General features: G+C 59.3%; 18 protein-coding genes. 7 read left to right on the forward strand and 11 right to left on the reverse strand.

Features of this window, described 5'->3' with window-relative positions:
• Positions 1 to 206: 206 nt before the first annotated feature.
• Positions 207 to 1,445 (reverse strand): FAD-binding oxidoreductase, encoded by a 1,239-nt coding sequence (locus tag FJ418_RS02875; protein ID WP_140708284.1) that lies wholly within the window; start codon positions 1,443 to 1,445, stop codon positions 207 to 209.
• 6 nt (positions 1,446 to 1,451) lie between these two features.
• A complete protein-coding gene (locus FJ418_RS02880; protein WP_140863413.1) occupies positions 1,452 to 1,802 on the reverse strand; it encodes a RidA family protein in 351 nt (116 codons plus the stop codon).
• Between the two features lie 32 nt (positions 1,803 to 1,834).
• Here FJ418_RS02880 and FJ418_RS02885 point away from each other — a divergent pair, with 32 nt between their 5' ends.
• The gene (locus FJ418_RS02885) at positions 1,835 to 2,662 is read left to right on the forward strand and encodes a class II aldolase/adducin family protein (RefSeq protein ID WP_140708288.1); all 828 of its coding nucleotides are present in this window, start codon (positions 1,835 to 1,837) and stop codon (positions 2,660 to 2,662) included.
• Between the two features lie 238 nt (positions 2,663 to 2,900).
• Here FJ418_RS02885 and FJ418_RS02890 read toward each other — a convergent pair whose 3' ends face one another.
• Positions 2,901 to 3,134 carry a hypothetical protein gene (locus FJ418_RS02890; RefSeq protein ID WP_140708290.1) on the reverse strand — a complete coding sequence of 78 codons (234 nt, stop codon included), beginning with the start codon at positions 3,132 to 3,134 and terminating at the stop codon, positions 2,901 to 2,903.
• Between the two features lie 112 nt (positions 3,135 to 3,246).
• On the opposite strand from FJ418_RS02890, the gene FJ418_RS02895 reads away from it, so the two are divergent.
• On the forward strand, positions 3,247 to 4,785 hold the full coding sequence (locus FJ418_RS02895) for a winged helix-turn-helix domain-containing tetratricopeptide repeat protein (protein ID WP_181166817.1): 1,539 nt from the start codon (positions 3,247 to 3,249) through the stop codon (positions 4,783 to 4,785).
• Positions 4,786 to 5,544: 759 nt separating this feature from the next.
• Here FJ418_RS02895 and FJ418_RS02900 read toward each other — a convergent pair.
• Positions 5,545 to 6,960, reverse strand: coding sequence for an FAD-binding oxidoreductase (locus tag FJ418_RS02900; protein ID WP_140708294.1), 1,416 nt, complete (start codon positions 6,958 to 6,960; stop codon positions 5,545 to 5,547).
• Positions 6,961 to 7,072: 112 nt separating this feature from the next.
• On the opposite strand from FJ418_RS02900, the gene FJ418_RS02905 reads away from it, so the two are divergent.
• Complete coding sequence (locus tag FJ418_RS02905) at positions 7,073 to 8,077, forward strand: helix-turn-helix domain-containing protein (RefSeq protein ID WP_246682902.1); 1,005 nt, start codon at positions 7,073 to 7,075, stop codon at positions 8,075 to 8,077.
• Positions 8,078 to 8,418: 341 nt separating this feature from the next.
• Here FJ418_RS02905 and FJ418_RS02910 read toward each other — a convergent pair whose 3' ends face one another.
• Positions 8,419 to 9,870, reverse strand: coding sequence for an inorganic triphosphatase (locus FJ418_RS02910; RefSeq protein ID WP_140863417.1), 1,452 nt, complete (start codon positions 9,868 to 9,870; stop codon positions 8,419 to 8,421).
• 197 nt (positions 9,871 to 10,067) lie between these two features.
• On the opposite strand from FJ418_RS02910, the gene FJ418_RS02915 reads away from it, so the two are divergent.
• Both FJ418_RS02915 and FJ418_RS02920 read left to right on the forward strand, forming a co-directional pair.
• Positions 10,068 to 10,247 carry a hypothetical protein gene (locus tag FJ418_RS02915; RefSeq protein ID WP_140708301.1) on the forward strand — a complete coding sequence of 60 codons (180 nt, stop codon included), beginning with the start codon at positions 10,068 to 10,070 and terminating at the stop codon, positions 10,245 to 10,247.
• Between the two features lie 200 nt (positions 10,248 to 10,447).
• The gene (locus tag FJ418_RS02920; RefSeq protein WP_140708303.1) at positions 10,448 to 10,681 is read left to right on the forward strand and encodes a hypothetical protein; all 234 of its coding nucleotides are present in this window, start codon (positions 10,448 to 10,450) and stop codon (positions 10,679 to 10,681) included.
• A gap of 194 nt (positions 10,682 to 10,875) precedes the next feature.
• Here FJ418_RS02920 and FJ418_RS02925 read toward each other — a convergent pair whose 3' ends face one another.
• From FJ418_RS02925 to FJ418_RS02945, 5 genes are all read right to left on the reverse strand, one after another.
• Positions 10,876 to 11,337: a phasin gene (locus FJ418_RS02925; RefSeq protein WP_140708305.1), complete on the reverse strand. Its 462-nt coding sequence runs from the start codon at positions 11,335 to 11,337 to the stop codon at positions 10,876 to 10,878.
• An 822-nt stretch (positions 11,338 to 12,159) separates the two neighbouring features.
• Positions 12,160 to 12,489, reverse strand: coding sequence for a hypothetical protein (locus FJ418_RS02930; protein WP_181166818.1), 330 nt, complete (start codon positions 12,487 to 12,489; stop codon positions 12,160 to 12,162).
• The gene (locus FJ418_RS02935) at positions 12,486 to 13,172 is read right to left on the reverse strand and encodes a hypothetical protein (RefSeq protein WP_140863421.1); all 687 of its coding nucleotides are present in this window, start codon (positions 13,170 to 13,172) and stop codon (positions 12,486 to 12,488) included. Before FJ418_RS02935 ends, FJ418_RS02930 begins: the two co-directional genes overlap by 4 nt.
• A 751-nt stretch (positions 13,173 to 13,923) precedes the next feature.
• Positions 13,924 to 14,214, reverse strand: a complete 291-nt coding sequence (locus FJ418_RS02940) for a tyrosine-type recombinase/integrase (RefSeq protein WP_246682905.1) — start codon at positions 14,212 to 14,214, stop codon at positions 13,924 to 13,926.
• A 326-nt stretch (positions 14,215 to 14,540) separates the two neighbouring features.
• Entirely contained in the window at positions 14,541 to 14,702 is a 162-nt protein-coding gene (locus FJ418_RS02945; RefSeq protein ID WP_246682907.1) for a hypothetical protein, read from the reverse strand.
• Between the two features lie 203 nt (positions 14,703 to 14,905).
• Between FJ418_RS02945 and FJ418_RS02950 the strand changes: the two genes are divergently transcribed.
• The gene (locus FJ418_RS02950) at positions 14,906 to 16,399 is read left to right on the forward strand and encodes a winged helix-turn-helix domain-containing tetratricopeptide repeat protein (RefSeq protein WP_140863425.1); all 1,494 of its coding nucleotides are present in this window, start codon (positions 14,906 to 14,908) and stop codon (positions 16,397 to 16,399) included.
• A 726-nt stretch (positions 16,400 to 17,125) separates the two neighbouring features.
• On the forward strand, positions 17,126 to 18,292 hold the full coding sequence (locus FJ418_RS02955; RefSeq protein ID WP_140863427.1) for a sulfite oxidase: 1,167 nt from the start codon (positions 17,126 to 17,128) through the stop codon (positions 18,290 to 18,292).
• A 234-nt stretch (positions 18,293 to 18,526) separates the two neighbouring features.
• Here FJ418_RS02955 and FJ418_RS32165 read toward each other — a convergent pair.
• Positions 18,527 to 18,897, reverse strand: a 371-nt coding sequence (locus FJ418_RS32165) for a helix-turn-helix transcriptional regulator (RefSeq protein WP_210243138.1), incomplete at its 5' end; no start/stop codon positions are given.

Raw genomic sequence — 18,897 nt, forward strand, 5'->3', positions numbered from 1 at the left:
CGATTCGCCGGGGCTTGAAGCGCGCCAAAGCAGTCGAAGGAGATTTCACGGACCGGAGATTTACACGACGACTAGAGAATGCGCACCATCCAAAACCCTGTCAGGTTTAATCTAGTTCTTGTTCAGAGCAAGCCGACGCTGCGATATCAGAGATATAAGCACACAGTCAAAAGTGACGGGATGCCTGTCGCAGGCATGCCCGTGGTTCAGAGGTATCGGCCAGGTGACAAAGCTTGAGAAACCTTATCTTGGGCTCTGCCGTGTACCAGTTCCGATAACAGCCGGGCGCTTGTGGGTCCCAGCGTAAATTCCTGATGGCCGTGGCCAAAATTACACCATAGGCCGGGCTTTTCCGAGACGGCGCCAGCGACCGGAAGCATGTCCGGCATGCATGGTCGCCAGCCTGCCCAAGGCTCAGGCTCGACGGCTTCACCGAAATCGATCGCCTCGCGCGCCATGGGTTCGGCATGGGCCAGTTGTCGGGGCGTCTTTGCCGAGGGGAAGCGCGCGATCTCGGCGCCCGTCGTCAACCGGCGCCCTTGTCTCATCGGGAAGTAGAGGGCAGAGGCCGCGACATCGAACAACGGCCTGCCTGGAAGGCGATCGGCCTGGTAGTGACTGTGGTAACCGCGCTTGCGAACCATGGGTATGGAAACTGCCAACGGCTTGAGTAGCGACGGCGACCAAGCTCCGAGCGCAATGACGACGTTTTCGGAGGACAGGCGACGCCCATTCCGCAAGTGAGCGTGCCAGCCGGAAGCAGGCTGCGTCAGTGACTGCACTTCTTCTTCCAGCAGGTTGCCACCGCGATGGCGAAAAAGCGCTGCATACGCCGCGACGAGCCCGCCCGGATCAGCGCAACTTCGGCTTTCTTGCCAATGCACAGCGCCCGCAAGATCCTTTTTCAAGCAGGGCTCCTCGCGTCTCAACGCCTGATTGTTCAAGATGTGCGACTGAACACCAAAGTCCTTGGTGTAGCGTTCCGCCTGCGCGGCATCCGCATCGAGCTCACGGGCGTCGCGATGCATCTGGATATAGCCGCGCCTGCTGAAAAAGTGTTCTGCGCCGGCTTCCGCGATCAGCTTGTCGTGATCCGCGCCGCAGCGGCCAATCAATTGCCGATAGATTGCGGAAATTGTCCGATACCTTCGGGGGGCAGAGTTGAGATAGTACAGGGCGAGCGGCAGTGCCGCGGATGGCAAAGCCGCAAGATGGTACCTGACATCGTTGCCGAACCCTAGTGCCAAACGCAGTACATCAAGCGGGGCCCGCAGAAATGCATAGGGCTCCATCACCTCGACCTGAACAATCCCGGCATTTCCGTAGCTTGCCCCACCGCCGGGTTGCCGACGGTCGCTGACAATGACCTCGTTCCCCCATTCTTGCAGTGCAAGCGCGGTCGTCATACCGATCATGCCGGCGCCAAGGATGACAAACTCGCCCATGCGCAATCACTTGTCTGAGCACTGTGCGATAATCGAAATTTCGAGCAACGCATCGAGAACCAGATCGGCTACCACAGTCGTGCGGACCGGCAGGGTGTCTTCACTGAAGAAGGCGTGATACGCCTGGTTGAAGCCGGGGAGGTCTTCCTTGCGCACGAGATAACAGGTGCAGGAGACAATGTCGCGTCGCGACAGTCCGGTGCCGGCAAGCGTGGCTTCGATCCGGCGCAAGGTGAAATTCAGATCATTGCCGCGACACTCAACTCTTTTCGGTATCCATTCGGAAGAATTCGGAACACTTGATGCAGCCTTCGAGACGCGCGCAAGAAGCTTCCCCAATCTGAGGCGTGCCGTCACGCCGACGGTGCAGACCCCAAGGAGGGCGCGCCATGAACGTCGTCAAGTCAATTCCAGACACTGAAAGCGATTTAGCCATCCGCAAACAGCAGGCCTATGAACCGTTTTTCAAACGGCGGGGGCCGCCGCGCTTCGAAACTCTGGAGCAGGAGCGGCAACACCGAAAGGAGCGGCTCGCTGCTGGCTTCCGCATATTCGCGGAGTTGGGCTTCAGCGAAGGCGTTGCCGGACATATCACGGCACGTGATCCGGAATTCGCCGATACATTCTGGGTCAATCCGTTCGGCATGCATTTCGCACATATCACCGTCTCGGACCTCATTCGCGTCGACGGCTCCGGCGATGTGGTCGAGGGCACGATGCCGGTCAATGTAGCCGCATTCGCCATTCACCATCAGATCCATACGGCGCGGCCGGATGTCGTCGCGGCCGCGCACGCCCACTCCATCTATGGCAAGGCGTGGTCGGCGGTGGGCCGGCTGCTCGATCCGATCACGCAAGACGCCTGCGCGTTCTATGAGGATCACGTCTTTTTCGATGACACGCGGGTGCTGATCACCGAGGCAATCGAGGCGGCGCGGATCGCCGAGTGCCTTGGTGCTCACAAAGCGGCGATCCTGCGCAATCACGGTCTGCTTACGGTCGGTGAGAGTGTCGACGAAGCAGTCTGGTGGTTCATTTCAATGGAACGCTGTTGCCAGGCGCAGTTCCTCGCCGAGAGCGTGGGGACGCCGCTGCAGGTCGATCCGGCCAACGCCCGAGCCGCTCGCGCGGTGAACGGAACGCCCACAGCGGGCTGGTTTCAATGCCAGCCGCTCTGCCACCGCATCCTCAGGCAACGACCCGATCTGCTCGAATAGGGCAGCGTGGCCACAGATAGAGACCACTGGTGGGGGATGGCAAAAGCCATCCCCTTTCCATCTCGTCGTCATGGTCGGAACGCCCGGGCGCCATCCCGCCTCGGCATAGGAGGGACGTCACTGCCCTATCCTGCGGCTGGTCCTTCATATGTTGAGACAAATGCTCGACAGGCGCGCGTAAAGACGCAAAACCTTTTGGAGCCAAGCCGAGCAGGCGAAAGCCGTCACCGGATCAATATCAATCTTGATGGCCATTGCTGCGCAGGTGACATGCGAAAGAACGGTCGCGGCGGCCGCCGACAGACGCGGCATTCCTGGCCTTCGTGCGGCGCTTCTGACAGGCGATGTAGGCCGCCATATAGTGATCAAGGGCTGCGCGAAACTCTTCGACGCGGGGGCGCGGAGTGCTCACCGGGGTTACCTGGGTGGTCTCGGTCTCAAACCCGATACGGTAGAAAACAACAGCGGACATCTCGGCTCTCCTGTCTCGAAACACTGCGACAGGGTGAGCCCGGCGCGCGGCAAGGTCGCGGGCGCATGGCCGAATAGTTCCGAGAAGCTCCAAAAAGATGTTAGTTTGTTCCATGATGGGGAAGCGTTTTGCCTTCGGCCCGTTCGAGCTCAATCCGGAGGCAGGGACGCTGCTCCGGCAAGGCCTTCCCGTTCCCGTCGGCTATCGCGGTGTGTTGCTGCTGGCAGCGCTGGTGATGCGAGCCGGCGAGGTTCTGTCCAAGGCAGAGCTCATGGACGCGGCATGGCCGCGCGCGGCGGTGGAGGAAAGCAACCTCTCCGTCCAAATCGCATTGCTGCGCAAACTGCTTGGGCCGGCGTCCGACGATACCGAGTGGATCGCAACCGTCCCACGGATCGGGTACCGCTTCGGCGGCGCGGTAGAGTCCCTCGACGCGACCTCGACCCCATCCGACAAGGAGGAGGCCGGGCCCTCCATTGCCGTGCTGCCCTTTGCGAATCTCAGTGACGACACCGAGCAGCAATATTTCGGCGACGGTCTCGCCGAAGACATCATCACTCGCCTTGCGCGGCTGCGCTGGCTCTTCGTTTCGGCCCGCAACTCTTCCTTCACCTATGGCGGTAAAGCGGTCGACGTGAAGCATATCGGGCGCGAACTTGGCGTGCGCTATGTGCTCGATGGGAGCGTGCGCCGTTCCGGACAGCGGCTCAGGATTAATGCCAGGTTGAGCGATGCCAACACCGGGCGCCAGATATGGGCGGAGCGTTATGATGCCGAAATCGCCGATTTCTTCGCGCTGCAGGACGAGATCGCCCAAAGCGTGATCGGTGCCATCGAGCCCAGACTCTACGTGGCCGAGCAGGAGCGTTTCCAGAGCCGGTCGCCCGGCAGCCTAGACGCCTGGGGGTTCGTGATGAAGGCGATGCCCTATGTCTGGACCTGGGGTTCGATGCCGGATTTCGAGATCGCCGAGCGGCTGCTGAAAAAAGCTATCGACATCGACCCCGACTATCCACGCGCCAACTGCCTGGTAGCCTGGGGCCTCGGCGCAAAGGTGATGCTTGGACTGGCTGATGCCGAAGCCACCTTGCCGACCGCCCACGACATGGCGCAACGGGCGATCCGCAGCGATCCGGAAGACCCTTGGACGCACTTCGCCGCGGGCTTCGTGCATATGGCCTCGCGCCGTTTCGATCCCGCCGTGAAAGCCCTATCTGAGGCGATCACCCTCAATCCGAGCCTCGCCTACGCGCACATGATCCTTGGATCGACCTATGCCTATGCCGGCATGCCCGACGACGGCCTGCACCATGTCGCGCTTGCCGACCGGCTCAGCCCGCGCGACTTCACGCAGGCGGGAAGCCTTTCCGTCATCGGGCTCTGTCATTTCATGGCCGGGCGTTATGTCGAGGCAGCCGAGTTCGAGCGGCGGGCTGTGGATCTCAGGCAGAATTTCGGGACGGCCTGGCGCACCTACGCCGCCTCCGCAGGCATGGCGGGCGATCACGCGGCCGCCACCCACGCGCTGTCACAAACGCGGCGCCTACATCCATCCGTGTCCGTGGATTGGGTCGAGAAATACCACCCCATCATCCACGAAAAGGATCGCGCGCGCTATATCGAAGGATTGCGCCTAGCCGGGCTCGACTGATACTGCCCGTCGCCGCCCGCCGTCAGCTCGAGCACGTGGTTGGAGAGGGCGGCAGATCGTGACGCTCGACGCGACGTACCCGGGCGATGCCGAGTAACGAGCAAGGCTGCAGCGCCCCATGACGGAACGCGGGTTCCTTCCTCGGGGACTTTCGTACGCCTGCCGGCGCCCGAAACTCTTCACGAAAGCGGACTAGCAGCTTCTGGAGAGCGATCTGCCGCTTGGCACTCGCAATGTCCGCTTTCGGGGACCGCAGAAATGGGTCTCGATGACCGACATGAGGCGCAGAGCTGCCGTTCGCGTCCTGGATAGCTTTCGGGTCAGACTCTCCCGTTCCCTACCGGTCTTTGCAGCACCGAGACAGGCCATCATGCCCGACACTGTAAAAGATCGCATGCTCTCCGAGTGGGGGGAAAGGCGGTAGCTCTCCCGCTACCAACCTACTTATAAGCTATTGAAATCACAATAAAAACATGAGCCTTGGTAGCGCCCTGTCCGAAAAATCTTCAAATCATTTCCGGGCCGAGCCAGCTACCTTATGGTGCCAACGAACGTCGCAAATGCGCCAGAAGCGGTCTTTGCAGAGCAGATGTTCTGATGTCGCGTTTTGCGCCGAGAGCCGTCGGTCCGCTATCAGAGCGCGTTTAGCGGACAGCTGCCGTTTGGCCTCCGGCTAGATGAGCTGATCGAAGCCCCAAAAGGCGCAGGAGAGTTTGTTTTGAAGGATCGTCGGTCGAGGAAATTCAGCCTCCAGGGTCACTATGCGGCTCCAGGATCGATGTTCTGGTTCATCCGGAAGATGTTCTCGGGATCATAGCGCCGCTTTACCTGTTGAAGACGTCCGTAAGCCTGAGGGCCAAACGCATCGCGGACGAGGTCGGCGCCTTCGCCATGGCCTGGGAAATTGAGATAGAGCCGGCCGGTCGAGTGTCGCTGCATGTGCTGCCAGAAGGTGCGCACCCAGCCGATATTCGCGTCGTCGTCCGAAGCCCTCGACCAGATCGCGTCGAGGCTCAGCATGTAGGGCATGGACCGGTCGCCGAAGGCGGTCGCGTCTTCCGGCACGCGCTGCACGTGGCCGCCGAATTTCCAGATCGAGGCGAAGGTCATCTCGGACGGACGTTTCGCCATCTGCCGCACGATATCCGCAATGACGCCGTCGTCGAGGCGGGAGAGATAGGTTGATTTCCAGTAGCAGCGGTCGCGCCCCTTCGGAAACAGCGCGTCGTACAGTGACTGAATGGTGCGATAGGGCATGCGGCCGCTGAAATCGACCAGCGGTTCGCCAAAACCGCGGAGCGGCGCTACGATCCGTTCGCCTTTATCCGCCGGGCCGTCATACACATGCGCAAGTGACACTACGCGCCGGCCGCGCGCGGGCTCGGGGAGGGAAGGATCGTCAGTCAGCGTCGAGAATTCAGCGAGTCCGCTCAGCCGGTCCGGTGCCGTTTCCATGAAGTCGCGCCAGCGCGCAATGACCTCGTCCGCGCGTTCCTCGGGATAGGCGGGGCCACAGAACATCAGCTCAGATTCGATCGGGTGCAGCTTGAACTCGAAGCTCACCACGACACCGAAATTGCCGCCGCCGCCGCGGAGCGCCCAGAGAAGATCGCGGTTTTCCGTCTCGTCGGCGCGGATCAGCTTGCCCTCGGCGGTGACGACATCGGCCGCGACGAGATTGTCGACGCAGAGGCCATGAGTGCCGCGGAGCCACCCGATGCCGCCGGACAATGTCAGGCCCGCAACGCCGGTCGCGGAGATGAGGCCCCCCGGCGTGGCACGGCCGAAAGGCGTCGTCGCGGCGTCGACATCCGCCCAGGTCGCACCGCCACCGACGATGGCGCGGTCGAGGCCGGGCACGACGCGCACCGCGTTCATCGGCGACATGTCGATCATCAATCCGCCGTCGCAGACCGCATAACCCGCGACATTGTGGCCGCCAGAACGGATGGCGATGGCGAGTCTGTGCTCGCGCGCGAAATTTACTGAGACCATGACATCGGCGGCGTTCCGGCAGCGGGCGATGAGGGCTGGGCTTCGGTTGATCATGCCGTTCCAAACGACCCGGGTGGCATCGTAGGCCTCGCTCGTCGGAACCAGCACCTCGCCGCGCATTCTGGAGCGAAGGTTTTCGATGCTGGCTGGCGAAAGCGAAGGCGTGGTCGTCGCGTTCATCGTCCCATCCTCCGTTTCCAGAATGCTAGCGCGGAACGAATGCGCCGGCTAAAGTCGAAAACGCAACGAAACGGTCATTTCTGCCATGCCTGAACAGGTGGCTCCGTTCAATGTGGCGATCCTCGCCGTGCCCGAGGTCACGGCTTCGGCGCTCTATGGGATGGTCGACCTGTTCTCCTCGCCGGGGCGGGACTTTCGCTTCATCACGCAGGGCATGGCTGGTGACCAGCGGATGCGGCCCTACGTCGTGGCGCGCGGAGCAGACCGGTTTCGCGCTGCGAACGGCGTCTGGGTACACCCTGATCACACGATTGCCGACTGTCCGCGTCCTGATATCGTCTGCATCCCCGATTTCTTCGTCAATCCGGGCGAAAGCGTCGCCGGGCAGTATGACCCTGAAGCGCGCTGGCTGAAGCGCGTGCATGAGGAAGGCGCGCTGCTGGCGAGCGCCTGTTCAGGCGCGGTGCTGCTGGGCGAAGCCGGGCTTATCGCGAACCGCGAGGCGACAATCCACTGGGGCTATGTCGACACGCTGACGAACAACTATCCCGGCGTAAAGGTGAAAGTGGAGCAGTCGCTGGTGCTGAGCGGCGAGGCGCAGCGCATCGTCATGGCTGGCGGCGGATCGAGTTGGCAGGATCTGGCTCTGTATCTGATCGCGCGCTTCGTCGGTCTTCGTGAGGCGATCGAGGTGGCGAGGGTCTACATGCTGCAATGGCACGACCTCGGCCAGCAGCCCTTCGCCACGCTGGCGCGCTCGCGGCAGACCAGCGACGCAGTGATCAAGCAAAGTCAGCAATGGGCGGAATCGAATTTCCGCAAGCCGGCACCGGTCGCCGTCATGGCGCGCCTGTCAGGTTTGCCCGAACGCTCCTTCGCGCGTCGCTTCGCCAAGGCAACGGGCATGAAGGCGTTGGACTATGTTCACGCGCTGCGGCTCGAAGAAGCCAAGTGGCTGCTGGAAACGAGCGACGAGGCCATCGAGGCGATCGCCAATGAGGTCGGCTACGAGGACACGAGTTTCTTCGGGCGCCTGTTCCGCCGCAAGGTCGGTATTACACCGATGCAATACCGCTTGCGCTTCGGGTCGTTGCGCCGGGCGGTCCAAAACGAATGACCGCGGATAATCCGGCAAGGAGGACGTTGATTTCACCAAGGGCAAATGTCCGCTTCCGGGTAGTCGGCAAACACCTCTGAACGACCGGTTTTGGGCGCAAAGCGGTCGTCCACGCCTCGGTAGTCGTGGGTCGTCTTGAGGTCAGCCGCCATTCGCCTTATCCGCTTTTCCCCGACTGAAAGTCAGGAACGCGCCCAACGTCAGTCATTACGTGGACTTCTCCATTCGCCGAAAGCGGACATTGCCGGGAATACGCTTAGTTTGCGCGAGAAGCGGGCATTGCATTTGAGAACCCAGCGGCGGGCATATCGGTGCTGGAGTCACTCCCTCCGCATGCTGCCTCAACGCCAGAAGCGCCTGGTATTGACAAAGGCGTCGTGTGCTTCCGCGGCCTCTTTGAGAAGCTTGGACTTGTCGTCGGCGCTGAAGAGATCCTGCGCACCAGCCACGTCCGAAAGCTCCAGCGCTGCCAGCATATCGGGGGCGGTGGCGATATCGTTGAGATTACCGAGCTGATCCTGCAGGCCCTTCATCGCGTCGATGAACCGTCGATGGCGTTTGGCTTCCGCCTTGTTGTTGTAAAGCGGCTCGAAGAACTCCGCAGCGTAGCGCAGTTTCTTTGCGGCGATGCGCACTTTGTGGCGGGTCTCGTCATCGGCATCGATGAGATTCTTGCCGCCCTTCGCCACTTTTTTCCAAAATTTCTCAAATACACCGGAGGCGAAATCCCTTGACGACTGCTCGCGCAACGTTTCGTCCGATTGGTCGGTCGGCCAGTCCCTGATGGAGATCCACTCGGTAGCATCGATCATCAAGGAGCGGGCGCGCACCGAGGAGAGCGATGCTTCGACCGCCGTATAGGCGTCGTCTCGCGCGTTTTGAAGACGGCTTGAAAGAGCCTCGCTCGAAGCGCGGTCGATCATCACGTCGATATTGCGCGCATCGCCAAATTCCGAGGCGAGCCATTTCAATTCTTCTCGCAGGTGGTCGAAACGGCTGTCATGGAACAGCGACTTGCAGATCGAGCAAAGGGAGCGCAGCCGCCGCAGCGACACGCGGGCCTGATGCAGGGCCTCGGCATCGCGGGACCACCCCAGCACCTTTTCATTGAGACGAAACTGTCTGAGACAGGCAGCGGCGATACGCGCGAAAGCCGTTGCCGCGCTCATCTCGGAGGTGAGCAGTGTCGAAGCCGCCTTCACAGCACCGGGTGCCCTGCCAAGCAGGTGATAGCCCCGTTCAGCTTTGCTCAGCACCCCGACATGCGCCGGCGTGATCAGGTCGACTTTCCGGGCGAGTGCAAACAGCGCTCTCGGTGAGCCCGCCTTCTTTTCAAACTCGATCTCGCAGACCGGCGCCTCGCGATCGGCTGCAACGACCTTGCCAAGATCCAAAGCGACTTCGACCGTGGCGCCGCTGTCCGTCACATTCCAACGATGCCGTTTGACATGAACCTCGAACAGGGGCGCGAGTTTGGGGCCAGCCCCGGCGAGCAGGTCTCGGATCTCCGGATCGTCAAGCATCGGTATATCGCCGGCGACCGGTTGCTCCCATTCCTCGCGTGCGAACGATCCGGCCGCGGCGTCATCGCTGGCTTTGACGGTTTGTATCCGTTCATTTCCCGATTGCCGAATGCGAAGCGACAGGCCGCGCTTGGACAGGTCCCATCCCGGGGTGTCGAAATAGATCGATCTTTGCTGGAGAACGGTAGGCGAGGATCCGAACGGATTTTTCTTGAGGAGCGATCCCGCACCCGTTCGCGAAAGCTCGAGCTTCAGTTCCGTTTCCTGCATGATGTCCTCGGCGCCGCGCAACTTCACGACAATCGAAGGGAACCCCAACTCGCATGGTGCGTCATAAAGCTGTCACAAACAACCGCTCGCCTCGACCAACTGTAGCCGGACCTCAAGTCGACAGACGACAATACGCGAGCCGGAACCACACCTGTCAGTTCTCGTTCATCCGAGGATGCAAGAGAAGGACATAGGAGATGGCTACCAAAGAAAAAAAGAAGAAGGCGAGCCGCGTGGCGAAGGGGCAAAAGCTGGAGGTAGAGCACCTGACGGAAATTGCCGACGTCACGCCGAAACAGGCACGCGCATTGTTGCGAAAGTATGGTGCCGACTGGACCAAGCTCAGGGACGAAGCCGAAGACTTGAAGGAAGACTGAATTGTCGGCACGGCTTCCCCGTTTCCAAGCGGCACTGGGACGCGCTGGCTGGTTGACGCCGTTGCAGCGAAGCGCTTTCGCCCTTATGAGACAGCCGGGACGCGCGCTGGCTCGTCTCCCATTATAACGTGAATTTAGTTTCAGCTAACAATGGCGCTCTGCAAAAGTTGTTGGTGGGGAGCCAGGGACGGAGTTTCCCAATGGATGCAACGGAATTACAGTCGATCAGCGACACTCTGATGCGGATTGTGACGCCAGATATGACGCCGAAACAACTGTTGAAGGCGGCAAGGAAGGAACACCCGGACGCGTCAAAGAAAGACATCGTCCGCGCGGCGTTCTTCTCGATTATCGCTAACGCTGACCAGGACCACGGAAAGGTCAAAAACCTACAGGCATTCGCCATCGCAGGGCGAGTGAGCGGCGAGGCTTAGTGAGGCGAGCCTTGCGTCCCAATGATTGCCGATCACTCTGCAACTTATCGCTGACACGGGCTGAGAAACCTCGAAACCAGCGATAGCACGCCGAAGCGGTCGGGCGGACAAAAGCCGTCCGACCAAATGGAAGAAGACCGGCGGAATGGGCCCAGAGACTAGGCACGACCTTCGGTCTCGGATGTCTGAGGCAATCAGGCAGCCTTGCGTTCCTTCAAAGCCTTCTCAAAGGCATTCTTGATCGGCATGGACATGTCCTCGCTAACCCTCATCATCACGGCCTGGAGGTCTCTGGCCTGCTCGGCCGATTTTTCGATCTGCTTGTGAAGGAAAGCGGTCTGCAATTCGATGCACTCGGACAGCGACTTCGCGGCAACCAGCGCCTCAAGGTGTGTGAAGCCGGCTTCGGCATTGTCCCTCAGAGCCGTAATCATCTTCAGGGACACCTCGTTGCCGGTGGTCTTGGCCACCTCAAAGGTCGACTCAAGAGCCTTTTGTGTTGTTTCGGCGTCCGAACTCAGTTTGGAAAACGCTTGCTTCGACTGCTCAACGCCCTGGTCGACAACAGCTCGAACTTGCTCGGTAGCTTTGGACGGGTCGAAGGTGGGGGATTCGACGTCTTCGATCGTTTCGGTCTTGCCGGGGAGCTTCGACATTTTTCCATCCTTTTTTCCAGGGACGGCTTCAAACAAAGCCGTCCCCATCATGTACGAGACCGTCGCAACGGATTTATGTAACCGACATGAATTGCGCGCGACACCGAATGTCTCGTTGCAACCCCGTTGACGATGCTTCATGCAATTCACAGCCTCAGGCGGAGCTGAACGTCCGCAGCTACGATTACTCGTCCGAAAGAAGCCAGTCCCCCTCAAAGCGGAACACTCCTGCAGCGGTATCCCCGTGTTATCGGATTTGTGCAAATTGAAGGGCGGGATCTTCCCGGCAAGTGTGGCGGTGCGCCTCCGTACCCGAACTACGAAGCGGCCCGGTCCGCCCATCTTGCAATTGAGGCTCTTCTCGATGCCGCGAGCCGGGCTCTCCATACCTTAACGATCCATCAATTACTGTATTTTAGAATAGTCTAATGCGCTTTACTATTCTGCTCTCCTGCTGGGCGGCATTTTTCGGCTGGGACCTGGCCGCCAATGGTGGTGAATTCGTCCTGGCTATCGGCACGCGGATCTTGCGTCTGATCCATATATGACCGGGCTTATTTGACGCCCATTCAAGGCTTGCCGGGCGAATTCGAGCTGACCTTAACAGATCACTGTGCCGATCTCGCGCGCATTGCGGCGAAAAGCTGAATAAGTCAGGCTCGCACTGTCTTAGGAGGGGAACTGAGGTTTGACCAGGGGTGGCCTCGCCGCTCGGAGACTATGCACGAAAGGGGCCGACCGCGACTGGACGCCGGACGTCAGCACTGCCCAACGTCGACCGGCGCGATCCGCTTGGCTCGATTCACAAAATGGACCGCACCGTTACTGCGCCAGCACAATTCGCGCACTGTTAGGGCCAATGCCGTCCGGTGCCGGTATTTTCGATGCCGAGTAGTTCGAGTTGATCACGAGGGTAGCACCAGCAGTCACGTGCAATTTGTAGGTCACGATCGCGGTCCAGGCGGAGACGGTTCCAACATCTGAAAGGCACTGCTCCGCTACAGGCTGCGAAAGTGTCATCGTTTCGTCAGTGTCGCACAAGCCATCCCCATCCTTATCACCTCCGACTGTGAGGTTGTCATTAGGAAGGTAGACTGTACCGATAATCCGACCGGCGTCCCTGCTTTGGATTTTGAAGTCGCGGATCTTCATGCCGACTGGCTGGGCGTAGAGCACGATTCCGGACATGATCCCCTTTCAGGAGCCGATAGAGATACGCTCGAGTCATGAGCGAAGTTCAACGTGGCCTGCTCTCCCATGAAGATGAAGGCCACCTGCTCGCCGCTGATCGACGACTTTCCGTCCACGCTGAATTGGCCATTGCGAATGATGTACAGCCCCGGTGAAAACGTAACCTTTGCACCTCCGGAAATCTTCAGACCCTGGCAGTAGGTTCCCGGCGTCAGCGTTGCTTGAGCATTCTTGATTTCGGTTTTATGAAAGTCGCAGCCGTTCGGCAAGGTTTGGTCCACCTCCTGCGCCCGTGCCGCAAGCGGGTCAGAAATCCAGGGACAGTCAATGATTGGAGCTGGCGAGTAGTTCCTCGAGGAACCTTCGTAACCTCCTACCGTGCAGGTGACCTTCGTCATGAGGGTCGAATTGTCTTTGACCGAGAGCCCCTTGTTGTCATAGGAGCCGGAATAGGCCGAGCAGCCGTTGGCAGTAACCTTGGCGTTCCCCTCGATTTTGAGCACACCGGCGCCCTTGGGATCCTGGGCGATGATGCAGATGGTTTCCTGTCCGGTCTGCTTTGCAACCGACTTCACCGAGATCTGTGGGCTTCCGGTGAAGTAGCCAATCAGGAAATAGCCATAGTGATCCTGAGTGAGCGTCATCGAGACTTGCCGATCTTCTTCGCTGACCGTCGTGCTGAAGCCACCGATTGACAATGGGTACTAATCGGCTCGACCATTCGTAAAGTCGAGGCCGACTGCTCGGCCACGTTGCTGCGTGATGTTCACAAGGGAGGGGGGTATGGTGGCGGGGGACGCGCAGGGCAAATATTTTGGGGTACAGACCATATGAGAAAGTTCGATAAACTAAAATGAAGACTAGTCTCTGAATTTGTTGATGAATAGGTGAATGGTTGCGGTCCCCTTTTCGACGGCGCGGACTACCCACTCGGTGCCGGCAGATTTCACCCGCACGTCGTCCGGTTCCCCGCCCACCATCCCACGCCACCGTGATACGAATTCAAGTCAGTACTGCTGACAACCAGCTATGGTGTGGATTTTGTCAATCCAACCCTTTTAATGGTTGATATTCATATACCTAATGATAGCGAAAACACTCAATAAAATTGGAATTCGCGGCCTTTTACCAAGAAATAGACCATCTAGAAGCCGCCACAATCAATGTTCTGGATCAGAGTTTTCAGTCATTTGGCCCAAACATCTCTGTTCTTTTATTACTGCTATGCGTTGACTTCGTAGCTCTTGACCACACCTGACACGACTATGGCCAAGTCCGTCAGGATCGCGAAGACATTACGAAACCTGGCGGCCCGTTTCCCCAGCCCGAACTCGCAGCACAACAACACCGTCGAGCGAAGAGGTCATCCGCGTACACGGATGCCCCCCAACGGCATCAGATTCCAGTTCGTTCTGCCAGGAGCAAAGCGTCTTCGATATAGACGCCCAAATACCGCACTATATTCTCGATCTTGGTATGCCCGAGCAGGATCTGAATGGCGCGCAAATTGCCCGTCGCCTTGTAGATCATTGCAGCCTGTGTTCTGCGCAGAGAATGCGTCGCAACCCTCCCGTCTCGATCCAAGAAGAAGCGGGTTGCCCATATTTGTTTCTGCGTCAAAGGGCGTTTCGTTCCGACGGTCTTTTCCCGCATTCCATGCGGCACGGCCACGAGCCGCAGCACCATAGTGAGAGTAACCCATCTCATTTCTACTCGGCCTTGATTGGGCGGGAGGGGTAACTAGATGGAGCTGACTGCGGCGGGGTCGCGTGCGGACTGGCCCTTCCGCTGTGACTATAGTAGCGGAGCAGACGTTAGCCTATGCAAGCCAAATGGCCGCTAGCAACCGCCATCCCGGACCTTCCCAAGCCCCACCCGCACTTCCCCGAAAGCCGCTGCTCAGCGGCTCATTTTGAGCGGCAATGATTACAGTTCGAGTGCGGCACCCCGAATTTGAAGCCCGCAAGCGCTTCGACAGTCAGGCAGATAATAGTTCAGACTATGGATGCAAATCACGCCTCCCAGAACGGCTTTTGCAGTTCCGCCTTGACGGCAGCCAGGGTGAGACCGACGTCGTCGACCCTCTGAGGCCCATCTTCCGCCAGTCGCTTCAGCTCCTCGCGATAGTATATGCGCTCGCGCCAGAGGCCGCGCAGGGCGATGAGTCTCGCCAAGACCGATGCCGGTCCAGTCGTCCACGTCGGCTGTTCGCTCCAGAAAGACTGGTAGAATCTTGAGGTAAGAGAAAGTTGCGTGCTCATTTGGCTCGTCCTGGTGCTGCTAAATCGATGACGCTACTTTGGCGGATGCGCGGACCTGCGTACTAAAGCGCGGCCGAAACTGTTTCGAAAAATTCCGAAACGTCTAATATGGCGGGATGCATCACCTCGCCTTTGGTCCGTTCGTGCTCGACCCTGTGAAGGGGACGCTCCTGCGGCAAGAGATACCGATCTCCATCGGGCATCGCGGCATCACGCTGCTCATCACGCTTGCGGCCCGGCCCGGCGACATCCTGACCAAGGCCGAGCTGATGGAAGCCGCCTGGCCGGGCCTGGCGGTCGAGGAAAGCAATCTTACCGTCCAGATTGCGACACTGAGGAAGGCGCTCGGCCCTACCGATCAAGGTGGCGACTGGATCGCCACCGTGCCTCGCGTCGGCTACCGCTTCACCGCTCCTGTCGAGCGCGTGGAAGGTTCAGTGCAACGACCGATCGCGCCGTCCGGCAAACCCACCATTGCCGTGCTGCCCTTTGCCAATTTGAGCGGCGATCAGGACCAACAATATCTGAGCGACGGCATCACCGAAGATATCATCACCGAACTGGCGCGATACCGGTCGCTCGTGATGATCGCGCGCAATTCATCTTTTCAGTTTCGTGGACCAGCGCCGGATCCCGCGGAAGTCCACCGGCAACTCGGCGCGCGCTACCTCGTCGAGGGCAGCGTGCGACGGCTCGGGGACCGCATCCGGATCACAGCGCAACTGATCGACGGCGCCAGCGGCTTCCATTTATGGGCTCAACGCTACGACAGGGCGCTTGAGGACATCTTTTCGGTTCAGGAGGAGGTGGCGGCCCTCGTGGCTTCAACCGTCCAAGGCGCTGCCGAGGCAGATGCGACTAGCCGCTCGCGGCGAACCCCGCCGGCCGATTGGGCCGCCTACGACTACTACTTGCAGGGTCGCGCGCACTACCATCAGTATGAAATGGACAAGGGCGAATCCATGTTCGCCCGGAGCGCCGAACTCGATCCGGCTTTTGCTCAAGGTCATGCCTATCTGGCGCAGTGCCTGGTTGCGCGATTCTGGTACGACCGCGATCCTCGTACGCTGCAAAGTGCCTTGCAGTCTGCGCGCACGGCGCTCCTGCTCGACCGGAATGACGGCATATGCAACCAGAGCATGGGTCTCGTGCTCGTACATATGCGCCTGCATAGGGATGCCGGACTGCATTTCCAGCAGGCTCGTACGCTCAATCCGCACGACGTCAACATTGCCGGAGACTATGCAAGCTGGCTCAACTACGGCGGCCAGCCTCAGCAGTCCTTGGCGGTCCTCGAAAGGGCCATACTGCTCGACCCATTGCCCCCGGTCTGGTTCTGGGAGGTGAAGGGCAGCGCGCTTTTCCTGCTCGGCCGATATACCGAGGCAATCGACGCTTATCGGAAGGCCGGCGACCAGTTCTTCATCCATGCCTTTCTTGCGGCGGCCTACGCACATCTTGGCGAGATGGAAAACGCGCATGTCGCAGTCAAGGCTACACTGAGCCGGCAACCGGACCTCTCGCTTGGCTACCTTGCCCACCTTCCCTTCGCAGACCCGTCATCCTTCGAGCTCTTCCTCTCCGGCTTCAGAAAGGCCGGCTTTTTATAGGATCCAGTCGGTCCGAGAACTCATCGCCGCATTTCGGTGTATGTGAGCAGTAGGAAGACGGCGGCGATGATCATCGACATAACATCGGGGTCATTGCTGGATCAGGCCCATCGTCGAGCATGCACTCATCTTACCTTTGGCAGACCGTCCGCTTTCGAGCGAAGGTAAAGTTTGCCGAGCGATGAGGGGCGCGTTGCGGTCCGGCGGGTTGGTTCGCGGAAGCCGACGATCCGGCTCTGGAGCGAACCAGCCAGAAGCCGCCATTCCGCTTTCGACCTGTGCGAGCCTGTCGGCCGATGGCGTATATTGCGTTGAACTGCGGCGCAGGAGCTAGTGGCAGCTACGAGATGGGTGATTAACCAGGAGGCTCTCCAGAATAGCTGGTGCTACAACCTAACAAGCGCTGATCTCACCGAACAGGATGGGCGCAATCGGCGGACAGACCCTTCTTGATTGTACCAATCGTTTCTTAATTAGCGGATCCTTACGTTTGCCCTCGCCACGAACGCACATAAGGCGTACATTTGCGGATCGCTGGCTGGGACCTGATAGAGCCTGCGACTGAGAGCGGGAGAATCCGCCTAAACACGGCGCGCTTCTACTCGCCAGATCCGAGCGCTCTCAAGATTTGCCCGCCTCGGCCGGCATCCCCTCGTGCGATTCGGGCCGCTGTCACTTTTATGCCTGGAGGAGAAAACAGCTTTTCACAGTGGAGGAGGAACTATTATGCATCATCTTGCACGCCGCGAATTCATCGTTCAAGGTAGCGCGGCCGTTGCCGCACTGGCGGTCTTCAATTCACAGTTTGCCCAAGCCTTTCCAAGCCGGGCGGGTGAGACCGTGATCCCGTGGCTGGACCAGCCGCAGCCCAATCCTGTTCCCGCGGTCATCCAGAGCCAGCTTGTCTGGGAGGATATGGATTCATGGGTGACGCCAAATGACAAGTTCTTCAGCATCGCTCATTTTGATCGGCCAAGCATCGATGTGAATGCCTGGAAGCTGGAAATTGACGGGTTGGTGAAGAAGCCTCTGACCCTGTCGCTCGCCGACCTCAAGTCGCGGCCGCGCCAAGAAGTGGCTTTCACGGTGGAATGTTCGGGCAATCATGGTTTTCCATTCTTTACCGGCGGCATTGGCAACGCCCGCTGGGCCGGCACGCCGCTCGGCGCCATACTTGAGGAGGCAGGGGTCAACGAAAACGGCATCGAAGTTGTTTTCTGGGGCACTGACGTCGGTGACATCGCTCTCAAGGACAATAACCGCGACGTCAAGATGCATCAGAATTTCGCCCGCAGCATGTCGCTCGCCGATGCGATGAGCCCCAACAACATCCTCTGCTACGAGATGAATGGAGCCGCGCTGCCGCCACCCAACGGTTCCCCGGTGCGGCTCATCGCCCCTGGATGGTATGGCATCGCCAACGTCAAGTGGCTTAAGCGCATTGAGATACGCAACAAGCGCTTCATGAGTCAATTGATGGCACGAGACTACGTCACCATCCGAGAGGAAGAGCACAATGGCGAGACGGTGTGGGCCGAGACCTCGGTCGGCCGTGCATTGCTGAAGTCGGCGCCTGCCAGAGTGACGCGTAGCGATGCCGGATACCGGATCAGCGGCGCAGCGTGGGGGGCCCCAATCGCCAAGGTCGAAGTGAAGGTTGATAACGGCCCATGGCTTGAAGCGACGATAGACCATGGTGAAGAAGCTGAATTCGCCTGGAAGGTGTGGTACCTCGACTGGAAAGACCCAGCAAAGGGCGAGCACACGGTCACCTCGCGTGCCACTGATATGGCGGGACAAATCCAGCCTGCCATGGATGATCCATGGATTACCAGGAAACATACATACTGGGAAAGCAACGGCCAGGTCACGCGTCGGATCGGCATTGTTTGAGAAGTCTACCAGTCGGCCGTACCCACCTCACGGAAAATCGATTTGAGCTCATACGGAACATGGGGTCATTTCGTCACTGTCAAGCAAGCGTATTCGCGTGTGCGGGATGACTTCCGCTTAGACGCGCAAAGCCGCACTGCATGTAGCGGATAGGTAGGCTCATTATGACCAAAGGCCGACCTTGGATCGCCTCTCGCTAACATTGTGGCCAAACTGAACTGGGACAGCGGCCGTCTAATGCAGAGAAGGTATACGCAAGCGGGACAACAGTGCCGCTAGTTCGGCCTGCCGGCACGTCCCCGTTTTCGCAAAGACAGCCCGCAGCTGCGTTCGGGCAGTCTCCCGGCTAATGCCCAATTTTGCGCTCGCTGTGCGAATGCCTTCTCCGGATGCTAATTGCGAGGCTAGGCGGGCTTCCGCTCTTGTCAGCTTGAAAGTCAGCCTCAGCAATTGCTCATTTAGAACCGGTTCGGTCATAAGATTTGTGAAATACAGCAGAATGTCGCCTCCACTGAACAGATCATGCCCTAAGGTTTGTTGATATTCAGGATTCCCATCTTGGCTTGGTCGTGATTCAAGCTTTTGATGGAACGATTCGTGCTGAC

Source organism: Mesorhizobium sp. B2-8-3 (assembly GCF_006440815.1).
Classification (GTDB): domain Bacteria; phylum Pseudomonadota; class Alphaproteobacteria; order Rhizobiales; family Rhizobiaceae; genus Mesorhizobium.

Bases quoted from the DNA above. Each gene is read 5' to 3' on its own strand.
- FJ418_RS02955 (WP_140863427.1), top strand. From the start codon at position 17,126: ATGCATCATCTTGCACGCCGCGAATTCATCGTTCAAGGTAGCGCGGCC.
- FJ418_RS02915 (WP_140708301.1), top strand. From the start codon at position 10,068: ATGGCTACCAAAGAAAAAAAGAAGAAGGCGAGCCGCGTGGCGAAGGGG.
- FJ418_RS02885 (WP_140708288.1), top strand. From the start codon at position 1,835: ATGAACGTCGTCAAGTCAATTCCAGACACTGAAAGCGATTTAGCCATC.
- FJ418_RS02940 (WP_246682905.1), bottom strand. From the start codon at position 14,214: ATGGTGCTGCGGCTCGTGGCCGTGCCGCATGGAATGCGGGAAAAGACC.
- FJ418_RS02900 (WP_140708294.1), bottom strand. From the start codon at position 6,960: ATGAACGCGACGACCACGCCTTCGCTTTCGCCAGCCAGCATCGAAAAC.
- FJ418_RS02895 (WP_181166817.1), top strand. From the start codon at position 3,247: ATGATGGGGAAGCGTTTTGCCTTCGGCCCGTTCGAGCTCAATCCGGAG.
- FJ418_RS02890 (WP_140708290.1), bottom strand. From the start codon at position 3,134: ATGTCCGCTGTTGTTTTCTACCGTATCGGGTTTGAGACCGAGACCACC.
- FJ418_RS02935 (WP_140863421.1), bottom strand. From the start codon at position 13,172: ATGACGCTCACTCAGGATCACTATGGCTATTTCCTGATTGGCTACTTC.
- FJ418_RS02930 (WP_181166818.1), bottom strand. From the start codon at position 12,489: ATGAAGATCCGCGACTTCAAAATCCAAAGCAGGGACGCCGGTCGGATT.
- FJ418_RS02910 (WP_140863417.1), bottom strand. From the start codon at position 9,870: ATGCAGGAAACGGAACTGAAGCTCGAGCTTTCGCGAACGGGTGCGGGA.
- FJ418_RS02925 (WP_140708305.1), bottom strand. From the start codon at position 11,337: ATGTCGAAGCTCCCCGGCAAGACCGAAACGATCGAAGACGTCGAATCC.
- FJ418_RS02950 (WP_140863425.1), top strand. From the start codon at position 14,906: ATGCATCACCTCGCCTTTGGTCCGTTCGTGCTCGACCCTGTGAAGGGG.
- FJ418_RS02920 (WP_140708303.1), top strand. From the start codon at position 10,448: ATGGATGCAACGGAATTACAGTCGATCAGCGACACTCTGATGCGGATT.
- FJ418_RS02875 (WP_140708284.1), bottom strand. From the start codon at position 1,445: ATGGGCGAGTTTGTCATCCTTGGCGCCGGCATGATCGGTATGACGACC.